The 15,126-nt window shown below is 68.1% G+C and carries 19 protein-coding genes; 5 read left to right on the top strand and 14 right to left on the bottom strand.

Annotation, left to right across the window (positions count from 1 at the left end; translation table 11 throughout):
- Positions 1-89: 89 nt before the first annotated feature.
- On the bottom strand, positions 90-512 hold the full coding sequence (locus tag ACFVJ5_RS18355; RefSeq protein WP_379221478.1) for an uL11 family ribosomal protein: 423 nt from the start codon (positions 510-512) through the stop codon (positions 90-92).
- 115 nt (positions 513-627) lie between these two features.
- Here ACFVJ5_RS18355 and ACFVJ5_RS18350 point away from each other — a divergent pair, with 115 nt between their 5' ends.
- Positions 628-1,431, top strand: a complete 804-nt coding sequence (locus tag ACFVJ5_RS18350) for a transglutaminase family protein (RefSeq protein WP_379221476.1) — start codon at positions 628-630, stop codon at positions 1,429-1,431.
- 41 nt (positions 1,432-1,472) lie between these two features.
- Here the strand turns inward: ACFVJ5_RS18350 and rlmN are convergent, their stop codons facing one another.
- Positions 1,473-2,582: a 23S rRNA (adenine(2503)-C(2))-methyltransferase RlmN gene (rlmN, locus tag ACFVJ5_RS18345; RefSeq protein ID WP_378626392.1), complete on the bottom strand. Its 1,110-nt coding sequence runs from the start codon at positions 2,580-2,582 to the stop codon at positions 1,473-1,475.
- Between the two features lie 101 nt (positions 2,583-2,683).
- Between rlmN and ACFVJ5_RS18340 the strand changes: the two genes are divergently transcribed.
- The gene (locus ACFVJ5_RS18340; RefSeq protein ID WP_379221474.1) at positions 2,684-3,061 is read left to right on the top strand and encodes a lipopolysaccharide assembly LapA domain-containing protein; all 378 of its coding nucleotides are present in this window, start codon (positions 2,684-2,686) and stop codon (positions 3,059-3,061) included.
- A gap of 3 nt (positions 3,062-3,064) precedes the next feature.
- Here ACFVJ5_RS18340 and ACFVJ5_RS18335 read toward each other — a convergent pair whose 3' ends face one another.
- From ACFVJ5_RS18335 to rpsB, 5 genes are all read right to left on the bottom strand, one after another.
- Positions 3,065-3,943, bottom strand: coding sequence for a phosphatidate cytidylyltransferase (locus ACFVJ5_RS18335; protein ID WP_379221906.1), 879 nt, complete (start codon positions 3,941-3,943; stop codon positions 3,065-3,067).
- Positions 3,944-4,054: 111 nt separating this feature from the next.
- Entirely contained in the window at positions 4,055-4,612 is a 558-nt protein-coding gene (frr, locus tag ACFVJ5_RS18330) for a ribosome recycling factor (protein WP_101468579.1), read from the bottom strand.
- Between the two features lie 49 nt (positions 4,613-4,661).
- A complete protein-coding gene (gene pyrH / locus ACFVJ5_RS18325) occupies positions 4,662-5,390 on the bottom strand; it encodes a UMP kinase (RefSeq protein WP_378607015.1) in 729 nt (242 codons plus the stop codon).
- 168 nt (positions 5,391-5,558) lie between these two features.
- Positions 5,559-6,383: a translation elongation factor Ts gene (tsf, locus tag ACFVJ5_RS18320; protein ID WP_379221472.1), complete on the bottom strand. Its 825-nt coding sequence runs from the start codon at positions 6,381-6,383 to the stop codon at positions 5,559-5,561.
- Positions 6,384-6,491: 108 nt separating this feature from the next.
- Positions 6,492-7,373, bottom strand: a complete 882-nt coding sequence (gene rpsB, locus ACFVJ5_RS18315; protein WP_379221470.1) for a 30S ribosomal protein S2 — start codon at positions 7,371-7,373, stop codon at positions 6,492-6,494.
- A gap of 912 nt (positions 7,374-8,285) precedes the next feature.
- Here rpsB and ACFVJ5_RS18310 point away from each other — a divergent pair.
- The 3 genes from ACFVJ5_RS18310 to ACFVJ5_RS18300 all read left to right on the top strand — a co-directional run bounded on the left by ACFVJ5_RS18310 (position 8,286) and on the right by ACFVJ5_RS18300 (position 9,754).
- Complete coding sequence (locus tag ACFVJ5_RS18310; protein ID WP_379221468.1) at positions 8,286-8,534, top strand: hypothetical protein; 249 nt, start codon at positions 8,286-8,288, stop codon at positions 8,532-8,534.
- A gap of 103 nt (positions 8,535-8,637) precedes the next feature.
- Positions 8,638-9,180 (top strand): M23 family metallopeptidase, encoded by a 543-nt coding sequence (locus ACFVJ5_RS18305; protein WP_379221466.1) that lies wholly within the window; start codon positions 8,638-8,640, stop codon positions 9,178-9,180.
- Between the two features lie 61 nt (positions 9,181-9,241).
- Positions 9,242-9,754 (top strand): DUF1990 family protein, encoded by a 513-nt coding sequence (locus ACFVJ5_RS18300; protein WP_379221464.1) that lies wholly within the window; start codon positions 9,242-9,244, stop codon positions 9,752-9,754.
- A 31-nt stretch (positions 9,755-9,785) separates the two neighbouring features.
- Here the strand turns inward: ACFVJ5_RS18300 and ACFVJ5_RS18295 are convergent, their stop codons facing one another.
- From ACFVJ5_RS18295 to ACFVJ5_RS18265, 7 genes are all read right to left on the bottom strand, one after another.
- On the bottom strand, positions 9,786-10,127 hold the full coding sequence (locus tag ACFVJ5_RS18295; RefSeq protein ID WP_379221462.1) for a hypothetical protein: 342 nt from the start codon (positions 10,125-10,127) through the stop codon (positions 9,786-9,788).
- A gap of 92 nt (positions 10,128-10,219) precedes the next feature.
- Positions 10,220-10,519 carry a DUF202 domain-containing protein gene (locus tag ACFVJ5_RS18290; protein WP_379221460.1) on the bottom strand — a complete coding sequence of 100 codons (300 nt, stop codon included), beginning with the start codon at positions 10,517-10,519 and terminating at the stop codon, positions 10,220-10,222.
- Positions 10,516-10,881, bottom strand: coding sequence for a YidH family protein (locus tag ACFVJ5_RS18285; RefSeq protein WP_378626383.1), 366 nt, complete (start codon positions 10,879-10,881; stop codon positions 10,516-10,518). The genes ACFVJ5_RS18290 and ACFVJ5_RS18285 overlap by 4 nt, the downstream gene beginning before the upstream one ends.
- Positions 10,882-11,045: 164 nt before the next feature.
- Positions 11,046-11,969 (bottom strand): tyrosine recombinase XerC, encoded by a 924-nt coding sequence (locus ACFVJ5_RS18280; RefSeq protein ID WP_379221458.1) that lies wholly within the window; start codon positions 11,967-11,969, stop codon positions 11,046-11,048.
- 53 nt (positions 11,970-12,022) lie between these two features.
- Positions 12,023-13,204 carry a DNA-processing protein DprA gene (gene dprA / locus ACFVJ5_RS18275; RefSeq protein WP_379221456.1) on the bottom strand — a complete coding sequence of 394 codons (1,182 nt, stop codon included), beginning with the start codon at positions 13,202-13,204 and terminating at the stop codon, positions 12,023-12,025.
- The gene (locus tag ACFVJ5_RS18270) at positions 13,201-14,709 is read right to left on the bottom strand and encodes a YifB family Mg chelatase-like AAA ATPase (protein ID WP_379221454.1); all 1,509 of its coding nucleotides are present in this window, start codon (positions 14,707-14,709) and stop codon (positions 13,201-13,203) included. The genes dprA and ACFVJ5_RS18270 overlap by 4 nt, the downstream gene beginning before the upstream one ends.
- Positions 14,709-15,065 (bottom strand): YraN family protein, encoded by a 357-nt coding sequence (locus ACFVJ5_RS18265; RefSeq protein WP_379221452.1) that lies wholly within the window; start codon positions 15,063-15,065, stop codon positions 14,709-14,711. The genes ACFVJ5_RS18270 and ACFVJ5_RS18265 overlap by 1 nt, the downstream gene beginning before the upstream one ends.
- Positions 15,066-15,126: the final 61 nt, after the last annotated feature.

The raw sequence follows: 15,126 nt of genomic DNA, 5'->3' as shown, positions 1-15,126 counted from the left end.
CCGAATCAGTGCACGGCCGTCGCCGGATATCCCCGCCGCCGACCATCACCAACACTAATGGGCGCTAGCACAGGGCACTACACCCCAACTCACTCCTCCACGCGCACACCCATCGATCGCGCCGTGCCCGCGACGATGCGCATCGCCGCCTCCACATCGGTGGTGTTCAAGTCGGGAAGTTTGCGGATGGCGATGCGGCGCAATTGGTCCCGGCTGATCGCCCCGACCGGTTTGTGCCCGGGCTGCGGAGAGCCGGGATGCCCGAGAGCCTTACGGATCAAGGACGCGGTCGGTGGGGTCTTGAGCCGCATCGTCCAGCGTTTGCGGGCGTCGATCGTGATGACGGCGGGAATGATCTCGCCCCGTCGATCCGCGGTGGCGGCGTCGTATCGCCATTTGACCTCGAAGGGCGCGACACCGGTCGGACCGAGCATCTTGCCGAGGATCATCAGCGAGGCATTGCCCGCTTCGAGCTCGAGAGTGACTGTGACAGAGGCTGTTTCGCGCGCCATAGTCAACGATCTCGGACGCACGCGTCGTTCCGGTCCCACGACGATAACGCCTGGGCCGCAACCTGCTCGAGCGGTTCGGTTCGCCTGATCCCGATTCGCCTGTCAGTCTGTGGGCGTGAAACGGGACGTTTCCGCTCGCCTGGAGGTCGCGGTCCATGCCGATTCGGTGCTGCAGTGTCAGATCGCTGTCGCCCGCCAGCCAGGACTCGATCTGATCGAGTCCATGACATGCTCGCTCGACGGCGAGTTCTGCACGCCGCGCGAAGTGGTCGGTCCGCACGGTTCCCGGATCCACGTGCTCGACGTGCGCGCGGGCACCCTGCGGATCGACTATCAGGCGACCGTCCTGGGCACCGCCGTCCTCGCGCCGCCCTCCGACTACGACCTCGCGCTGTACCGGCGGCCGAGCCGCTACGCGGAGTCGGACAAGCTGCTCGGCTTCGCGGCGGCCGAATTCGGTTACGGCATAGCCGATCCCGAGGTGGCCAATCGCGTCTCGTCGTGGATCGGCAGACGGATCACCTACGTCTCCGGCAGTAGCACGCCCATCGACGGCGCGGTGGAAACCCTGCTCTCCGGCACCGGCGTCTGCCGCGACTTCTCGCACCTGATGGTCGCGCTGTTGCGCGCCGTCGGCGTCCCCGCCCGGGTCGCCGCGGTCTATGCGCCGGGCTGCGTGCCGATGGACTTCCACGCCGTCTGCGAGGCCTACATCGACGGCGAGTGGCGCACCTACGACCCGACCGGCCTCGCGCCGCGCTCGAGCCTGGTGCGCATCGCCACCGGCCGCGACGCCTCCGATATCGCCTTCCTGGACAACCACGGCGGCGACATCACCCTGAACTTCATGTCGGTCAACGCCTTCGTAGCGGGCCCACTCCCCTACGACGACTTCATCGCACCGATCAGCATCGTCTGAGCTCGGACATGTCCCCGAGCTCGTCACGGCGGCGAGAGCCCCTAGCCCTCGGCGGCGAGCTGACCACACGCGGCGGCGATCTCCTGGCCGCGGGTGTCACGCACTGTGCACGACACACCCTGGGCGATCACGCGACGCACGAACTCCTTCTCGACCGGCTTGGGGCTGGCATCCCACTCACTGCCCGGTGTCGGGTTGAGCGGGATCAGGTTCACGTGCACGAGCGGACCGAGCGCCTTGTGCAGTTTCTTGCCGAGCAGGTCCGCACGCCACGGCTGGTCGTTGATATCGCGGATCAACGCGTACTCGATCGACACGCGACGCCCGGACTTGTCGGCGTAATACCGTGCGGCATCGAGCACTTCGGCGATCGACCAGCGATTGTTCACCGGCACCAGGGTGTCGCGCAGTTCGTCGTCGGGGGTGTGCAGCGACACCGCGAGGCGCACCGACATGTTCTCGTCGGCCAGCTTGCGGATCGCGGGCGCCAAGCCGACGGTCGACACCGTCACCGACCGCTGCGAGATACCGAGGCCGTCGGGCGCGGGCGACGTGATCCGGCGAACCGCGTTCACCACCCGCTTGTAGTTGGCCAGCGGCTCGCCCATCCCCATGAACACGATGTTGGACAGTCGGCCCGGACCGCCGTGCACCTCGCCGTCACGCAAGGACGCCGCGGCGGCACGCACCTGGTCGACGATCTCCGCGGTCGACAGGTTTCGGGTGAGCCCCGCCTGCCCGGTCGCGCAGAACGGACACGCCATTCCGCACCCGGCCTGACTGGAGATGCACAGCGTGTTGCGGTCGGGGTAGCGCATGAGCACGCTCTCCAGCAGCGTCCCGTCGTGTGCCTTCCACAGCGTTTTGCGGGTATCGCCCTCGTCGCAGGCGATATTGCGCACCACCGACAGCAGCGGCGGGAACAGCGTCTCGCCGACCTTCGCGCGCACATCGGCGGGCAGATCGGTCATCAGCGCCGGATCGGACTGCAGTCGGCCGTAGTACTGACGGGCCAACTGATCGGCCCGGAACTTCGGCAATCCCAGCTCCTGCACCGCGGCCTTGCGTTCGTCCGAATCGAGATCGGCGAGGTGGCGCGGCGGCATGCCGCGGCGCGGGGCATCGAACACGAGGGGCAGGGAGATGGCCATAGTTTCACCATTGTCCCAAACGCGACGTCTGACCCGCCACGCCGGGCGGCGTTATCGAGAAGATGCGTGCGCGAGCCATAGCAGTCGGCCATGATCGAACCATGAGTACACATGCGGAATCCGGTGCGTCACCGGCCGAGCACGACCCGCCGGCGACCGATCCCACCGGCAAGCACAGCAAGCCCGCCGAACCGGCGAAGCCTGCTACCAAACCGGCACCGGCTCCGCGCGACGCCGTGCACGGATCGCGCACCGGCTACACCTGGATCGCGTTGCTGGCCGCGGCCCTGCTCGGCATCGTCTTGTTGATCTTCATCATCCAGAATCTCGACAAGGTCCGGACCAACCTGCTGTTCTGGCACTTCGAACTGCCGCTCGGCGTCACCGTGTTGCTGTCGGTGATCGCGGGGGCGCTGGTGATGGGCCTGGTCGGTGGAGTCCGCATCCTGCAACTGCGGCACGCCGCCAAGAGACCCTGACGATCAGATCAGCGCGCTGAGTACCAGCCAGGAGACGAACGCCGAAGGCAGCATCGAGTCCAGGCGATCCATGATTCCGCCGTGCCCCGGCAGCAGCGTCCCCATGTCCTTGATACCGAGTTCCCGCTTGATCTGCGACTCGATCAGGTCACCGATGGTCGCCACGGCCACCAGGCCGACACCGAGCACCACACCGATCATCGAGTTCGCCTCGAGCAGCAGCGTGACGGTCAGCAGACCGCCGATCACGCTGAACACCAGCGACCCGCAGAACCCCTCCCACGACTTCTTCGGGCTGATCGCGGGCACCATCGGATGCCTGCCGAACAGCACACCGGCGACGTAGCCGCCGACATCGGAGCACACCACCAGGATCATGAAGGTGAGCACCCGTAGATTGCCGTCGGGTTCGAGCAGCAGCAGCGTCGAGAACGCGGCCAGCAACGGGATCCAGCTGAGGGTGAACACGGCGATCGCGGTGTCACGCAGGAAGTTCTTCGGCGCGGTACTGAGGCCGTGATCGAACAGGCGCCACACCATGCACACCAGCGCGGTGGCGGCGAACGCGCCGAGCACCCCGCTCGCCCCCCACGGCCAGCCCAGCCAGAACACCGCCTGACCGCCCACCAGCAGCGGAATCCGCGGTACCAGCACATCGGCTTCGCGCAGCCGCTTGGTGACCTCCCAGGTCGCCACGCCGACACCGATGCCCGCGACCGCGATGAACACCTTCGGGACGAACAACAGGATCGCGATCAACGACAGCCCGAGCGTCAGCCCGACAGCCAGTGCCGCGGGCAGATTGCGCCCGGCCCGTGAGGTCGGGGCGGGCGGCTGCTCGTCCTGCGGCGCGGCCGCGGTCTCCTCGACCTTGTCCGGCATCGGATCCGGTGCCGCCCCGGTGGCGGCGGCGTCTTCGGCCACGATTGTCCCGTCGCTCAACTCGTCGTTCCGTTCATCCCCCGCACGAGCGGGACTGGCGAGATCTGGCGCTCAGACCTCGAGCAGTTCGGCTTCCTTGTGCTTGACCAGCTCGTCGACCTGCGCCACGTACTTGGCGGTGGTCTTGTCGAGCTCCTTCTCGGCGCGCCCGACCTCGTCCTCACCCGCTTCGCCATCCTTCTGGATGCGACCGAGTTCGTCCATCGCCTTGCGGCGGACGTTGCGAATCGAGACCTTGGCGTCCTCGCCCTTGCTCTTGGCCATCTTGACCATCTCGCGGCGACGTTCCTCGGTGAGCTGCGGCACCGAGATGCGCAGGATGTCGCCGTTGTTGGTCGGGTTCACGCCCAGGTCGGAGTTGCGGATGGCGTTCTCGATCAGGCCGAGCGAGCTCTGCTCGTAGGGCTTGATCACGACCATGCGCGGCTCGGGCACGGTGATGCTCGAGACCTGGGTGATCGGGGTGAGCGAGCCGTAGTACTCGATCAGCACACGGGTGAACATGCCCGGGTTGGCGCGACCGGTACGGATGCTGCCCAGGTCGTCTTTCGCCACCGTGACGGCCTTGTCCATCTTCTCTTCGGCATCGAAGAGCGCTTCATCAATCACGACCGAATCCTCCACAGCATCGTCATCGTCATCGTCCGCGGGTGCGGGGTCACGACCGAACCAGGGTGCCGATGGGTTCACCGGCGACCGCGCGGGCAATATTGCCCTTGATCAACAGATTGAACACCAGCATCGGCATCTGGTTGTCCATGCAGAGACTGAACGCGGTGGCATCGGCCACCTTCAGGCCCTTTTCGATCACTTCCTTGTGGGTGATCTCGGTGAACATGCTCGCATTCGGGTCGACGCGCGGATCGGCGTCGAACACACCGTCGACCGCTTTGGCCATCAGCACCACGTCGGCGCCGATTTCCAGCGCGCGCTGGGCGGCGGTGGTGTCGGTGGAGAAGTAGGGCATGCCCATTCCCGCGCCGAAGATCACGACGCGGCCCTTCTCGAGGTGACGCTTGGCGCGCAGCGGCAGGTAGGGCTCGGCGACCTGGCCCATCGTGATGGCGGTCTGCACGCGAGTGTCCACACCCTGCTGCTGAAGGAAATCCTGGAGGGCGAGGCTGTTCATCACGGTGCCGAGCATGCCCATATAGTCGGAGCGCGCCCGCTCCATGCCGCGCTCTTCCAATTCGGCGCCGCGGAAGAAGTTACCGCCGCCGATCACCACGGCCACCTGTACGCCGGTCTCGACGATCTCGGCGATCTGCTCGGCCACGGTCTGCACGACGTCGGGATCGAGGCCGACCCCGCCACCACCGAACATCTCCCCACCCAGCTTGAGCAGCACCCGGTTGTATCCAGGGCGGTCGTTACCCGGGTCGGTCATGGGTGTCGGTCTCCTTCGGCGAGGTCGAGAGCGGGGCGAGCAGGCGGCATCCATCCTGCCCTATCAGGTTGCGGTCACCCGGAAGTGGGGTCGGTCGATCCATGAGGAAAGCCCCTCCGGCGCGGTATCACACCGCGCCGAAGAGGCTATTCGTGAAGTTCAGGCGGATCAGGCCTGGCCGACCTCGAAACGAGCGAAACGCTTCACGTTCACGCCCGCCTCTTCCAGAAGCGCCTTGACGGTCTTCTTGGAGTCGGTGACGGCGGACTGCTCGAGCAGCACGACGTCCTTGAAGAAGCCGTTCACGCGGCCTTCGGTGATCTTCGCCAGCGCGGCTTCGGGCTTGCCCTCTTCGCGCGCGGTCTCCTCGGCGATGCGACGCTCGGCGTCGACGACGTCGGAGGGCACGTCCTCGCGGGTCAGGTACTTGGCCTTGAGCGCGGCGACCTGCATGCCCGCGGCACGCGCGGCGTCGGCAGCGGCGTCGCCGGTGCCTTCGTACTCCACCAGCACGCCGACGGCGGGCGGCAGATCCGAAGCACGCTTGTGCAGGTAGGTGGCGACGGGGCCGTCGAAGGACACGACGCGACGCAGTTCCAGCTTCTCGCCGATCTTGGCCGACAGCGCCTGCACGGCGTCGTCAACGGTGCCGTCGGTCAGCTTGAGCGCCTTGAGGGCGTCCAGGTCGGCCGGCTTGGCCGCGGCGGCCGCGGTCACGATCGCGTCGGCCAACTGCTGGAACTCGGCGTTCTTGGCGACGAAGTCCGTCTCGCAGTTGATCTCGACCATGACGCCGTCCTTGGCGATGACCAGACCCTCGGCGGTCGCACGCTCGGCGCGCTTGCCGACGTCCTTGGCGCCCTTGATGCGCAGCACCTCGACGGCCTTGTCGAAATCGCCGTCGGAGTCGGCCAGCGCGTTCTTGCAGTCCATCATGCCGGAGCCGGTGAGCTCCCGGAGCCGCTTCACATCAGCAGCGGTGTAGTTCGCCATCGGGGGCGAGCCTCCTCGTGTGTGGGGTGCTTGGGTGTTAACACCACCTTGCCGACCGCTTCTGAATTCAGAAGGGCCGGCAAGGTGAACGTAGTGCTACCGGTCAGCTCAGAAGTCGGCCGGGGTGTGCTGTGCCGGGTCGGCCTTGACCTCGGCCTCGGCCTCGGCCGGGGTCTCGGTCGGGGTCTCGACGGCTTCGGCGGCCTCAGCGGCCGGGGTCGCCGAGGACAGGAGCTCCTGCTCCCACTCGGCCAGCGGCTCGCCTGCGCCGGCTTCGGGCTTCGCGTCGCCGGAAGCCTGGCCCGCGCGGGCCTGCACGCCCTCGGCCACCGCGGAAGCGACGACCTTGGTGAGCAGTGCGGCGGAACGGATCGCGTCGTCGTTACCCGGGATCGGGTAGTCGACCAGGTCGGGGTCGCAGTTGGTATCCAGGATCGCGATGACCGGGATGTTCAGCTTGCGCGCCTCGCCGACGGCGATGTGCTCCTTGTTGGTATCGACGATCCAGATGGCCGAGGGAACCTTGGCCATGTCACGGATACCGCCGAGGGTGCGGTCCAGCTTGGTCATCTCACGCGTGAGCATGAGGATTTCCTTCTTGGTGCGACCCTCGAAGCCACCGGTCTGCTCCATCGCCTCGAGTTCTTTGAGGCGCTGCAGGCGCTTGTGCACGGTGGAGAAGTTGGTGAGCATGCCACCCAGCCAACGCTGGTTGACGTAGGGCATTCCGACACGCAGCGCCTCGGAAGCGATCGACTCCTGGGCCTGCTTCTTGGTACCGACGAAGAGGACGGTGCCACCGTGGGCGACAGTCTCCTTGACGAACTCGTAGGCCTTGTCGATGAAGGTCAGCGTCTGCTGCAGGTCGATGATGTAGATGCCGTTGCGGTCGGTGAAGATGAACCGCTTCATCTTCGGGTTCCACCGACGAGTCTGGTGGCCGAAGTGCGCGCCGCTGTCGAGCAGCTGCTTCATAGTTACGACAGGCATAGCCTTCGTATCTCTCTTTCGTTGCCGGTTGTCGCGGTCGATCGGCGATCGACTGCCCTGGCGCCACCGAAACCGCCGGACCCGATTCGAAGAATCCGGGACCAGCCGACGATTTCCCTGTTCATCCGCTGGAGAACTCGCGCTGACATGCCCTCGCGGACCGTCTGCATTGCGAGCGACGACCGGATGGACGAGCACGGGTGGCGCGCGAAGTCGGTCCGTGCTGTGCACACGCAATGGCTGCTGAGCACAAACCGCTTGCTCAGTCTACGCGGAGCAGGGCCAGGTCCGAAATCGCCCCTGGGCAACGACGCCATTTCGCGGATGAAGTACGCGATATCCACATGCGGGAAACTTGTCCACATTCCCGAAATCGTTGTCCCGGTGGGGTTGTCCGGCGCCCAGAGTTGGGGCATGAACACCTTGACACGCACCCTGATCACTACGTTTCCGCTGCTCTGCGCGGCGGGGGTCGCTGCCGCACCGGCCGCGGCACACCCCGAGAGCGGTGCTCCACCCGCAGCTCGACCTTCCACCGCCGAAGTCGCACCGGCGGTCCCCCATCACAGTGGACCATTGTCCATTTGCGCCGGAGGTGGAGCGCGCGGGGCCGTCGTCCTGGCCCACCCACCCGAACGCGTCGGCCAGGTGATTCGCCCCGAGCAGCGTGCGGCCGCGCCCGGCACTGTGCCGAAAGCACCGCCCGTGCCGAACCCCCGGAGCGCGCCGACCTCGACAGGCCGACCGGCGGCGGATGTCGCCGTCGAAATCGTCCTCGGAGCAGCGGTAGCTGTGGAACTCCCGCCGAGGCCGACGCCGGAAGGTGTGCGACGGAGCACCGTGCCTGTCCAGCCGCTGGAGCGCCCGCCCGGTCCTGTCTCGTGCGGCCGGGAATCGACCGTGGTTCCGGTGGTGACCGTGCCTCGACGCGAACTCGTTCCCGCACCGGTCCCGGTTCAGGTGACGATCCACGATCTCGGTTCCGCTCCGGCGCGGCCGCAGGGGATCGATCGAAGTGCGGGGGCTCGGGCGGAGATCGAGATCATGGTGCGAGCGGGCGGCGGAAGCGGATCAGCGGCCGAACTCCCCGCAGTCCTCCGCGAGATGCTGCGCTCGCTGGCCGGGCAGCAGCGTGTGCCGACGCCACGACCTCACCGCTGAGGCCTCGATGTTCGAAAGGTTCCCTGCCGATCGCTCGCGGCCCGACAATATGGCGTGGCCGGGTGGGACCGATCGCGGCCGGCGTCCGCGCAGACCCTCGACAATGCGGCGAGCGGCGCTCCGGACGCGGTCGATTCTCGGGCGGGTGCTGGGTGTCGTCTGCCTGGTGGCGATTGTGCTCAGTGGGGCGGTGCCTGCCGATGCGGCGGAATCGGGCTCGTTCGGTTGGCCGTTGCGTCCGCGCCCGACAGTGGAGCGCGGGTTCGACAAGCCGGAGCGGAATTGGCTGCCGGGGCATCGCGGGGTCGACCTGGCGGGTACCACCGGGCAGACGGTGCTGGCAGCGGGCGACGGCATCGTGGTGTTCGCGGGGGAAGTGGCGGGCAAACCGGTGGTGTCCATCGATCATCCGGGCGGCTTGCGCACCACCTATGAACCGGTGACGGCGAAGGTCGCGGTGGGAAGCCGGGTGGTAAGGGGCACGGCGATCGGCACTCTGGTGGCCGGACACGAGGGGTGTTCGGCCGCCGCCTGCCTGCACTGGGGCGCCCGCCGTGAGTCCGGTGCGCACAACCGGCGCGAGTACGTCGACCCGCTCGGACTCCTGCACGAGGTGCCGGTCCGGCTGAAACCGCTGGAGCCGTGATGTGACGAAACGCTCCGCTACTCCGCCCCCGGGGCAGCCGGTCGCGGACGAGAATCGAGGCGTGTCCGAGAAATCAGCGCCTTTCACCTACCCCGACGTGGGCGCCACCCGCGCCACGATGCCCGACGGATACCACCGGTTCCGGAATCGGCGGCCGATCGGCCACGGCCGCGATCTGTTCGAGCGCGCGGCCGCCCATATTCTCGACTTCGGAATACAGAAGGGCGTTGGCACCTTTCGCAGCGCCGACACCGAAACCGCGCAGCCCGGAACCGAATTGACGGTCGTCCTGCGCATCGGGCCACTGAACATCAGCGCGCCCTGCCGCGTCGTCTACGTCCTCGACGAACCCGACCGCCGAGGTTTCGCGTACGGCACCCTGCCGGGACACCCCGAGGTCGGCGAGGAACTGTTCGCCGTCGAATACGACCCGACCGACGACACCGTCTACGGCCTGATCACCGCCTTCTCCCAGCCGGGCGCCTGGTACGTCCGCCTCGGCGGACCGGTCGCCCGGCTGATCCAGCGCTGGTTCACCCATCGCTACCTGAACACCTTGCCCACCAACGACTGACGTCGCGGCCCGGCCCGCACCGGTACGGCCGTCAGAGCAGGGCGGCCAGCGTGTCGGCTTCGGCACTCACCCGATCGCGGCGGTCGATCGCACCGAGTCGGTCGTATTCGGTTGCCGCGGATCTTCTTTCGTCGATCTCCCGACGGACGATCGCTTCGATCCCGACCTCGGTGAGGTCGCGGCGAACAGCCTCGGCCGCACCGAGTCCGACGGGGCTTTGCTCCATGGCGCCGGCTCGCACGTCACCGGCATCGATGGCCTCCGCGTTGTCGATCGCCGCCAGCGCCGAACGCAACGCCGAGACCGCACCGAGGTCACGGGCCTTCATCGCAGGTTTCAGCGCGGCACGCAGCCGCTCGCGCAGGGAAGTCACGCCCGCCACACTATTTCGGGCTCCAGCGACAAAGCGGCTCGGGCGTATCACCGCGAACACCTCGGTGCCGAGTACGTCGCAGGGCGATCGCGCTACCCATTGAGCAATACGGTGACCACCGCGATGAGGGAGACGGTCGCGACGGCGAGGGTGGTGGTCGCGACGACTCGGTGCGCGGTGCCCGAATGTCCGCGATCGAGTGCACGGCCGCGCGACCAGCCGACTCCGGCCAGGAGTAGGGCGACCGTGGCGGCGGCGAGAGGGATCGGCCATGTCGGCCGACCGTCGACGATCGCCTCGTGCGCGAAGAGCAGCGCGCAGGCGGCCGCTCCGAGCGAGGTGCGCCGCCAGGCCAGGGCGGTGCGCTCCATCGCCAGGGTCGGTGCGGTCATGACAGCACGACCGCTACACAGGCGAGCACGGCGACGATCGCCACACCGGCCGACAACACGGGAACCAGGACCGTTCCGGGCAACGGTCGCCCGGAACGCATCGCGAGATCGACCCGACGCCAGTGCCGGAAGGCGGCGAGCGCGACGGCCAGCGCCATGATCAGGCAGATCATCGAGATGGCACCGGCGAATCCGGCCAGCCGCGTCGGCTGAACGAGGGTATGCACCGCGACGCCGCCGGCGAGCAGACCGATCGCGGTCCTGATCCACGCCAGGAACGTCCGCTCGTTGGCGAGGGTGAACCGATAGTCGACCTCCTCCTCGCCGTCGTCCGATTCGGCCCCGACCTCGGGCAACGTCACGACCACCACCTCCTGTCCCCATCATGCGCTACCCCGGTCCACCCGCTCATGACCCTGACGAGCGCGGCGGTTCTCCGCCCCCCGAGCAACTCCCAGAGCGACGCTGCTCCGGTCGAGAACATCGTCCGAGCCGACTGGAGCGGGACCGGCAGGCGGTGGGTGGGTCAGGCGCGGGGGTGGGCCTGGTCGTGGACTCGTTTGAGGCGTTCTACGGAGACGTGCGTGTAGAGCTGGGTGGTTGCCATGCTGGCGTGGCCGAGGAGTTCCTGGACCACGCGCAGGTCGGCGCCGCCTTCGAGGAGGTGGGTGGCGGCGGTGTGGCGCAGGCCGTGCGGGCCCATGTCGGGAGCGCCGGGGATCGCGGCGATCACGTCGTGGACGACGGCGCGCGCTTGGCGCTGGTCGAGGCGGCGGCCGCGTTGGCCGAGGAGCAGAGCGCGGCCCGAGTTGCTGTTGACCAGCGAGGGCCGACCGGCCCGGAGCCAAGCATCGAGCGCGGTGTCGGCCGGTCCACCGAACGGTACCGAACGCTCCTTGTTGCCCTTGCCGAGCACACGCACCAGACGGCGCTCCCGGTCGATGTCATCGAGATCGAGACCGCACAGCTCGCTGACGCGAATCCCGGTGGCGTACAGCAACTCCACCACCAGGCGATCTCGCAGCGCCATCGGATCCTGCTGTGCCGCACCGGATTCCGCCGCGACCATGGCCTGTTCGGCTTGATTGCGGCCGAGAACCGCGGGCAGCACGCGATGGGCTCTCGGGGCCTGCAGGCGCAGCCCCGGGTCGACACCGAGCCGCCCGGTCTCGGTCAACCACGCGGTGAACGTCCGTGCCGCCGAAGCCCGCCGAGCCAGGGTCGTCCGGGCCGCCCCTGCCGCCGCCAGCTCGGCCAACCACGATCGCAGCAACGGCAGATCCAGCTCCCGCACCGCCGAATCCGCCGACCGCGCGTACAGATGCTCGAGCAACGACCGCACATCCCCCAGATACGCCCGCACCGTATGCGCCGACCGATTCCGGCCCAACCGCAGATGCCGCCCGAACTCGGTGAGCAACGCGGTCAGGTCGTCCGGCAACACATCCATGACCCAACCGTCACCCTTCCCCGTCCCCCACGCAACCCACCACGCCGCCGCCGTCAGCTCGCCCGTCGACTGGACTTCCGAAACCATCCTTCGGAATCGCAGCCGACCAGTTCGGCGAGTTCCAGGCTCGGCAGGACCGCTCGCACCGTGGCCAGGTCCAAGCCGGACTGTTGAGACAGTTCGCGGGGAAGACGCGAGCCGATGGCGGGTAGCGCCGCGTAGATTTCGGCTTCAGCGCCGCGGAGGTGGCCGGCGGGGTCTACTGAGCCACCTGCGCTGACCGGGAGGCGGAGGGGACCCGCTTCGTCGATGATGTCCTCGGCTCGGGTTACCAGCAGTGCCTCGCCCTCTCTGATCATGCGATGACAGCCTGTCGAGGAGGCCGACCCGACCGGCCCCGGTACAGCCATGGCTGGACGGCCCAATCTGCGGGCCCATTTCACGGTGTTGCGAGCGCCGCTGCGCAGCCCTGCCTCGACCACCAGAACGCCGTCCCCGAGAGTCGCGATCAGGCGGTTCCTCGCCAGGAACTGATGTTTCTGCGCCGAGATGCCCGGCGGGTATTCGCTGACGACCAGACCACTTTCGGCGATGGCCGCGAGCAGGCGGTCGTGCTGCGCCGGATAGGGGCGGTCGACGCCGCAGGCGAGGACCGCGACGGTGGTTCCGCCGACGGCGAGGGCCGCCCGGTGCGCCGCCGCGTCGATGCCGAAGGCCGCTCCGGAGACGATCGTCCAGCCCCGGCCTGCCAGGTCGCACGCGATCTCGCTCGCCACCTGCAACCCGTATCCGCTGCTACACCGCGAACCGACCACCGCGACAGCACGTTCGGACGCGGTGTGGAGCGAGAGGGGTCCCCGCGCCCACAGCACCAGCGGGACCGCCGCCTCGCGATCACGCTCGCTGTCGAGTTGATCGAGTCCGAGCATCCGCCAGCCCGGCCATTCCTCGTCGTCGGGAGTGATCACCCGCCCGCCCAGACGAGCCATCGTGTCCAAATCTGCTGCTGCCGAGTCAATCTCACGTCGCATCGCGGTGGGACCACGCAGTGCCGCGGGCAACTCGTGCTCACGGACAGCACGCGCGGCCTCGCACACTCCGACCGAGGCGATCAATGCCGACAGTGGCGCACACGGCCCCTGCACCACCCGCGACAGGTACACCCAGGCGAGTCGTCGTTCGTCCGGATCACCGTCCAGATCCGCCACCTCGCCGACCGCACGCGATGCGCTCATTGCGCGCCCCGCTGCCGGAAGTTCAACGCCGACATCACATCCTGCACGGTGGGCAGCTCCCCTTCGCGCAGATCGCAGACCGTCCAGGCGACCCGGATCGCCCGATCGGCGCCACGGGCCGACATGCGCCCCAGCCGTAAGGCCGTCTCGATCGGCGCGATCGATTCCCGCGGCAACTTGAATCGCTTGCGCAGAATGTGGCCCGGCACTTCGGCATTGGTCGCCCACCCGTCCTCGCTCCACCGCTGCGCCGCGCGGGCTCGTGCCCTGGCCACACGTTCGGCCACCGTGCTGCTGCTCTCGGTCTGTTCGTCGCCGAACGTCGCACCGGCCTGCCCGTGCATCTGGACCCAGATATCGATGCGGTCGAGCAACGGCCCCGACAGTTTTCCCAGGTAGCGGCGTCGTGCCAGTGGCGCGCAGATGCAGTCCACATCGCGTGCCGGAGCGCACGGACAGGGATTGGCCGCCAAGACGAGCTGGAAGCGGGCCGGGTACCGGGCAACGCCGTCGCGCCGGGCGATGCGCACTTCCCCCTCTTCGAGCGGAGTTCGCAGTGCCTCCAGGACTTTGGTGCCGATCTCGGCGCATTCGTCGAGGAACAGGACCCCGCGATGGGCCCGGCTGACCGCGCCGGGCCGGGCCATGCCGGAACCACCGCCGATCATGGCGGTCACCGACGTCGAATGATGCGGCGCGACAAAGGGAGCCAGCGTGAGCAACGGCTGCTCGGCCGACAGCGATCCCGCCATCGAATGGATCGCGGTCACCTCCAGGGACTCCGCTTCCGACAGCGGTGGCAGCAGTCCCGGAAGACGTTGCGCCAACATCGTTTTGCCGATCCCGGGCGGCCCGGTGAGCAGCAGATGGTGTCCGCCCGCCGCAGCGACCTCCAGCGCCCAGCGCGCCTCGTCCTGCCCGACCACATCGCTGAGGTCACCGCACGGGGTCTGCGTCCCCGGCACGAGGCCGTCGGGTTCGAGCAGCGTGCCCTCCCCGCGCAGCCACGCCACCACTGCCCGCAGGCTCGTCGCCCCGAGTACCTCGATCCCCTCGACCAGCCCCGCTTCGGCCACCGCCTGGGCGGGCACGACCACCGTGGGCAGCCCGGCCCGACGGGCCGCGATCACCGCGGGCAGCACTCCACGCACCCGCCGAACCCGACCGTCGAGCGCCAACTCCCCCAGCAGCACCGTCTTCACCAGCCGCTCGCCGGGCACCGCCCCGGAGGCGTCGAGCACGGAAACGGCCAGCGCGAGGTCGTAGACACTGCCCACTTTCGGCAGCGTCGCAGGCGAGAGCGCCAGGATCACCCGGCCGTCCGGCCACTTCTCCCCCGTATTGGCCACCGCCGAACGCACCCGATTGCGCGATTCCTGCAGGGCGGCATCGGGCAGACCGACCAGATTCACCGAGGGCAGACCCTGACCGATATCGGCCTCGATCTCCACCAGCTGCCCGTCTACCCCGGTCACCGCCACCGACAGCGCCCGCCCGAGCGCCATCAGAACGCGCCGGTCAGATGCTCGATGACCGGACCGCGCCCGTGTGGCATCAGCACCGACACGACGTCGAACCGGATCCGCCGCCACGGCCCGTCCTGTTCGGCCAGCCACAGCAGCGCCAGCCGGCGGATCCGCTGCTGCTTGCTGAAGGTGACCGACTCGGCCGGAGTTCCGAACCCCAGCCCCGACCGCGTCTTCACCTCGACGAACGCGGTGATCGACGGGTCCTGGGCGATCAGGTCCAGCTCACCGTATCGACACCGCCAATTGCGGGCGACGATCTCCATCCCCGACTCGCACAGATACTGCGCGGCCAGCTTCTCCCCATACGCGCCGAGCGCCTGTTTGTGTGCCATGAGCGAAAGCATGGCCACAGACGCTCACGTGGCCATCCCCCGCGACCTGGGCAAACAGAAA

The organism is Nocardia sp. NPDC127606 (assembly GCF_042671725.1).
Taxonomy (GTDB): domain Bacteria; phylum Actinomycetota; class Actinomycetes; order Mycobacteriales; family Mycobacteriaceae; genus Nocardia.
This window is presented reverse-complemented; position numbering and strand designations above follow the sequence as displayed.

Excerpts from the sequence above, each read along its gene's own strand:
- rpsB (WP_379221470.1), bottom strand. The coding sequence starts at position 7,373 with ATGCCTGTCGTAACTATGAAGCAGCTGCTCGACAGCGGCGCGCACTTC.
- ACFVJ5_RS18290 (WP_379221460.1), bottom strand. The coding sequence starts at position 10,519 with ATGACCGCACCGACCCTGGCGATGGAGCGCACCGCCCTGGCCTGGCGG.
- ACFVJ5_RS18355 (WP_379221478.1), bottom strand. The coding sequence starts at position 512 with ATGGCGCGCGAAACAGCCTCTGTCACAGTCACTCTCGAGCTCGAAGCG.
- ACFVJ5_RS18340 (WP_379221474.1), top strand. The coding sequence starts at position 2,684 with ATGAGTACACATGCGGAATCCGGTGCGTCACCGGCCGAGCACGACCCG.
- ACFVJ5_RS18265 (WP_379221452.1), bottom strand. The coding sequence starts at position 15,065 with ATGGCACACAAACAGGCGCTCGGCGCGTATGGGGAGAAGCTGGCCGCG.
- rlmN (WP_378626392.1), bottom strand. The coding sequence starts at position 2,582 with ATGGCCATCTCCCTGCCCCTCGTGTTCGATGCCCCGCGCCGCGGCATG.
- tsf (WP_379221472.1), bottom strand. The coding sequence starts at position 6,383 with ATGGCGAACTACACCGCTGCTGATGTGAAGCGGCTCCGGGAGCTCACC.
- ACFVJ5_RS18305 (WP_379221466.1), top strand. The coding sequence starts at position 8,638 with ATGCGGCGAGCGGCGCTCCGGACGCGGTCGATTCTCGGGCGGGTGCTG.
- pyrH (WP_378607015.1), bottom strand. The coding sequence starts at position 5,390 with ATGACCGACCCGGGTAACGACCGCCCTGGATACAACCGGGTGCTGCTC.
- ACFVJ5_RS18280 (WP_379221458.1), bottom strand. The coding sequence starts at position 11,969 with ATGGATGTGTTGCCGGACGACCTGACCGCGTTGCTCACCGAGTTCGGG.
- ACFVJ5_RS18335 (WP_379221906.1), bottom strand. The coding sequence starts at position 3,943 with ATGCCGGACAAGGTCGAGGAGACCGCGGCCGCGCCGCAGGACGAGCAG.
- dprA (WP_379221456.1), bottom strand. The coding sequence starts at position 13,204 with ATGAGCGCATCGCGTGCGGTCGGCGAGGTGGCGGATCTGGACGGTGAT.
- ACFVJ5_RS18270 (WP_379221454.1), bottom strand. The coding sequence starts at position 14,709 with ATGGCGCTCGGGCGGGCGCTGTCGGTGGCGGTGACCGGGGTAGACGGG.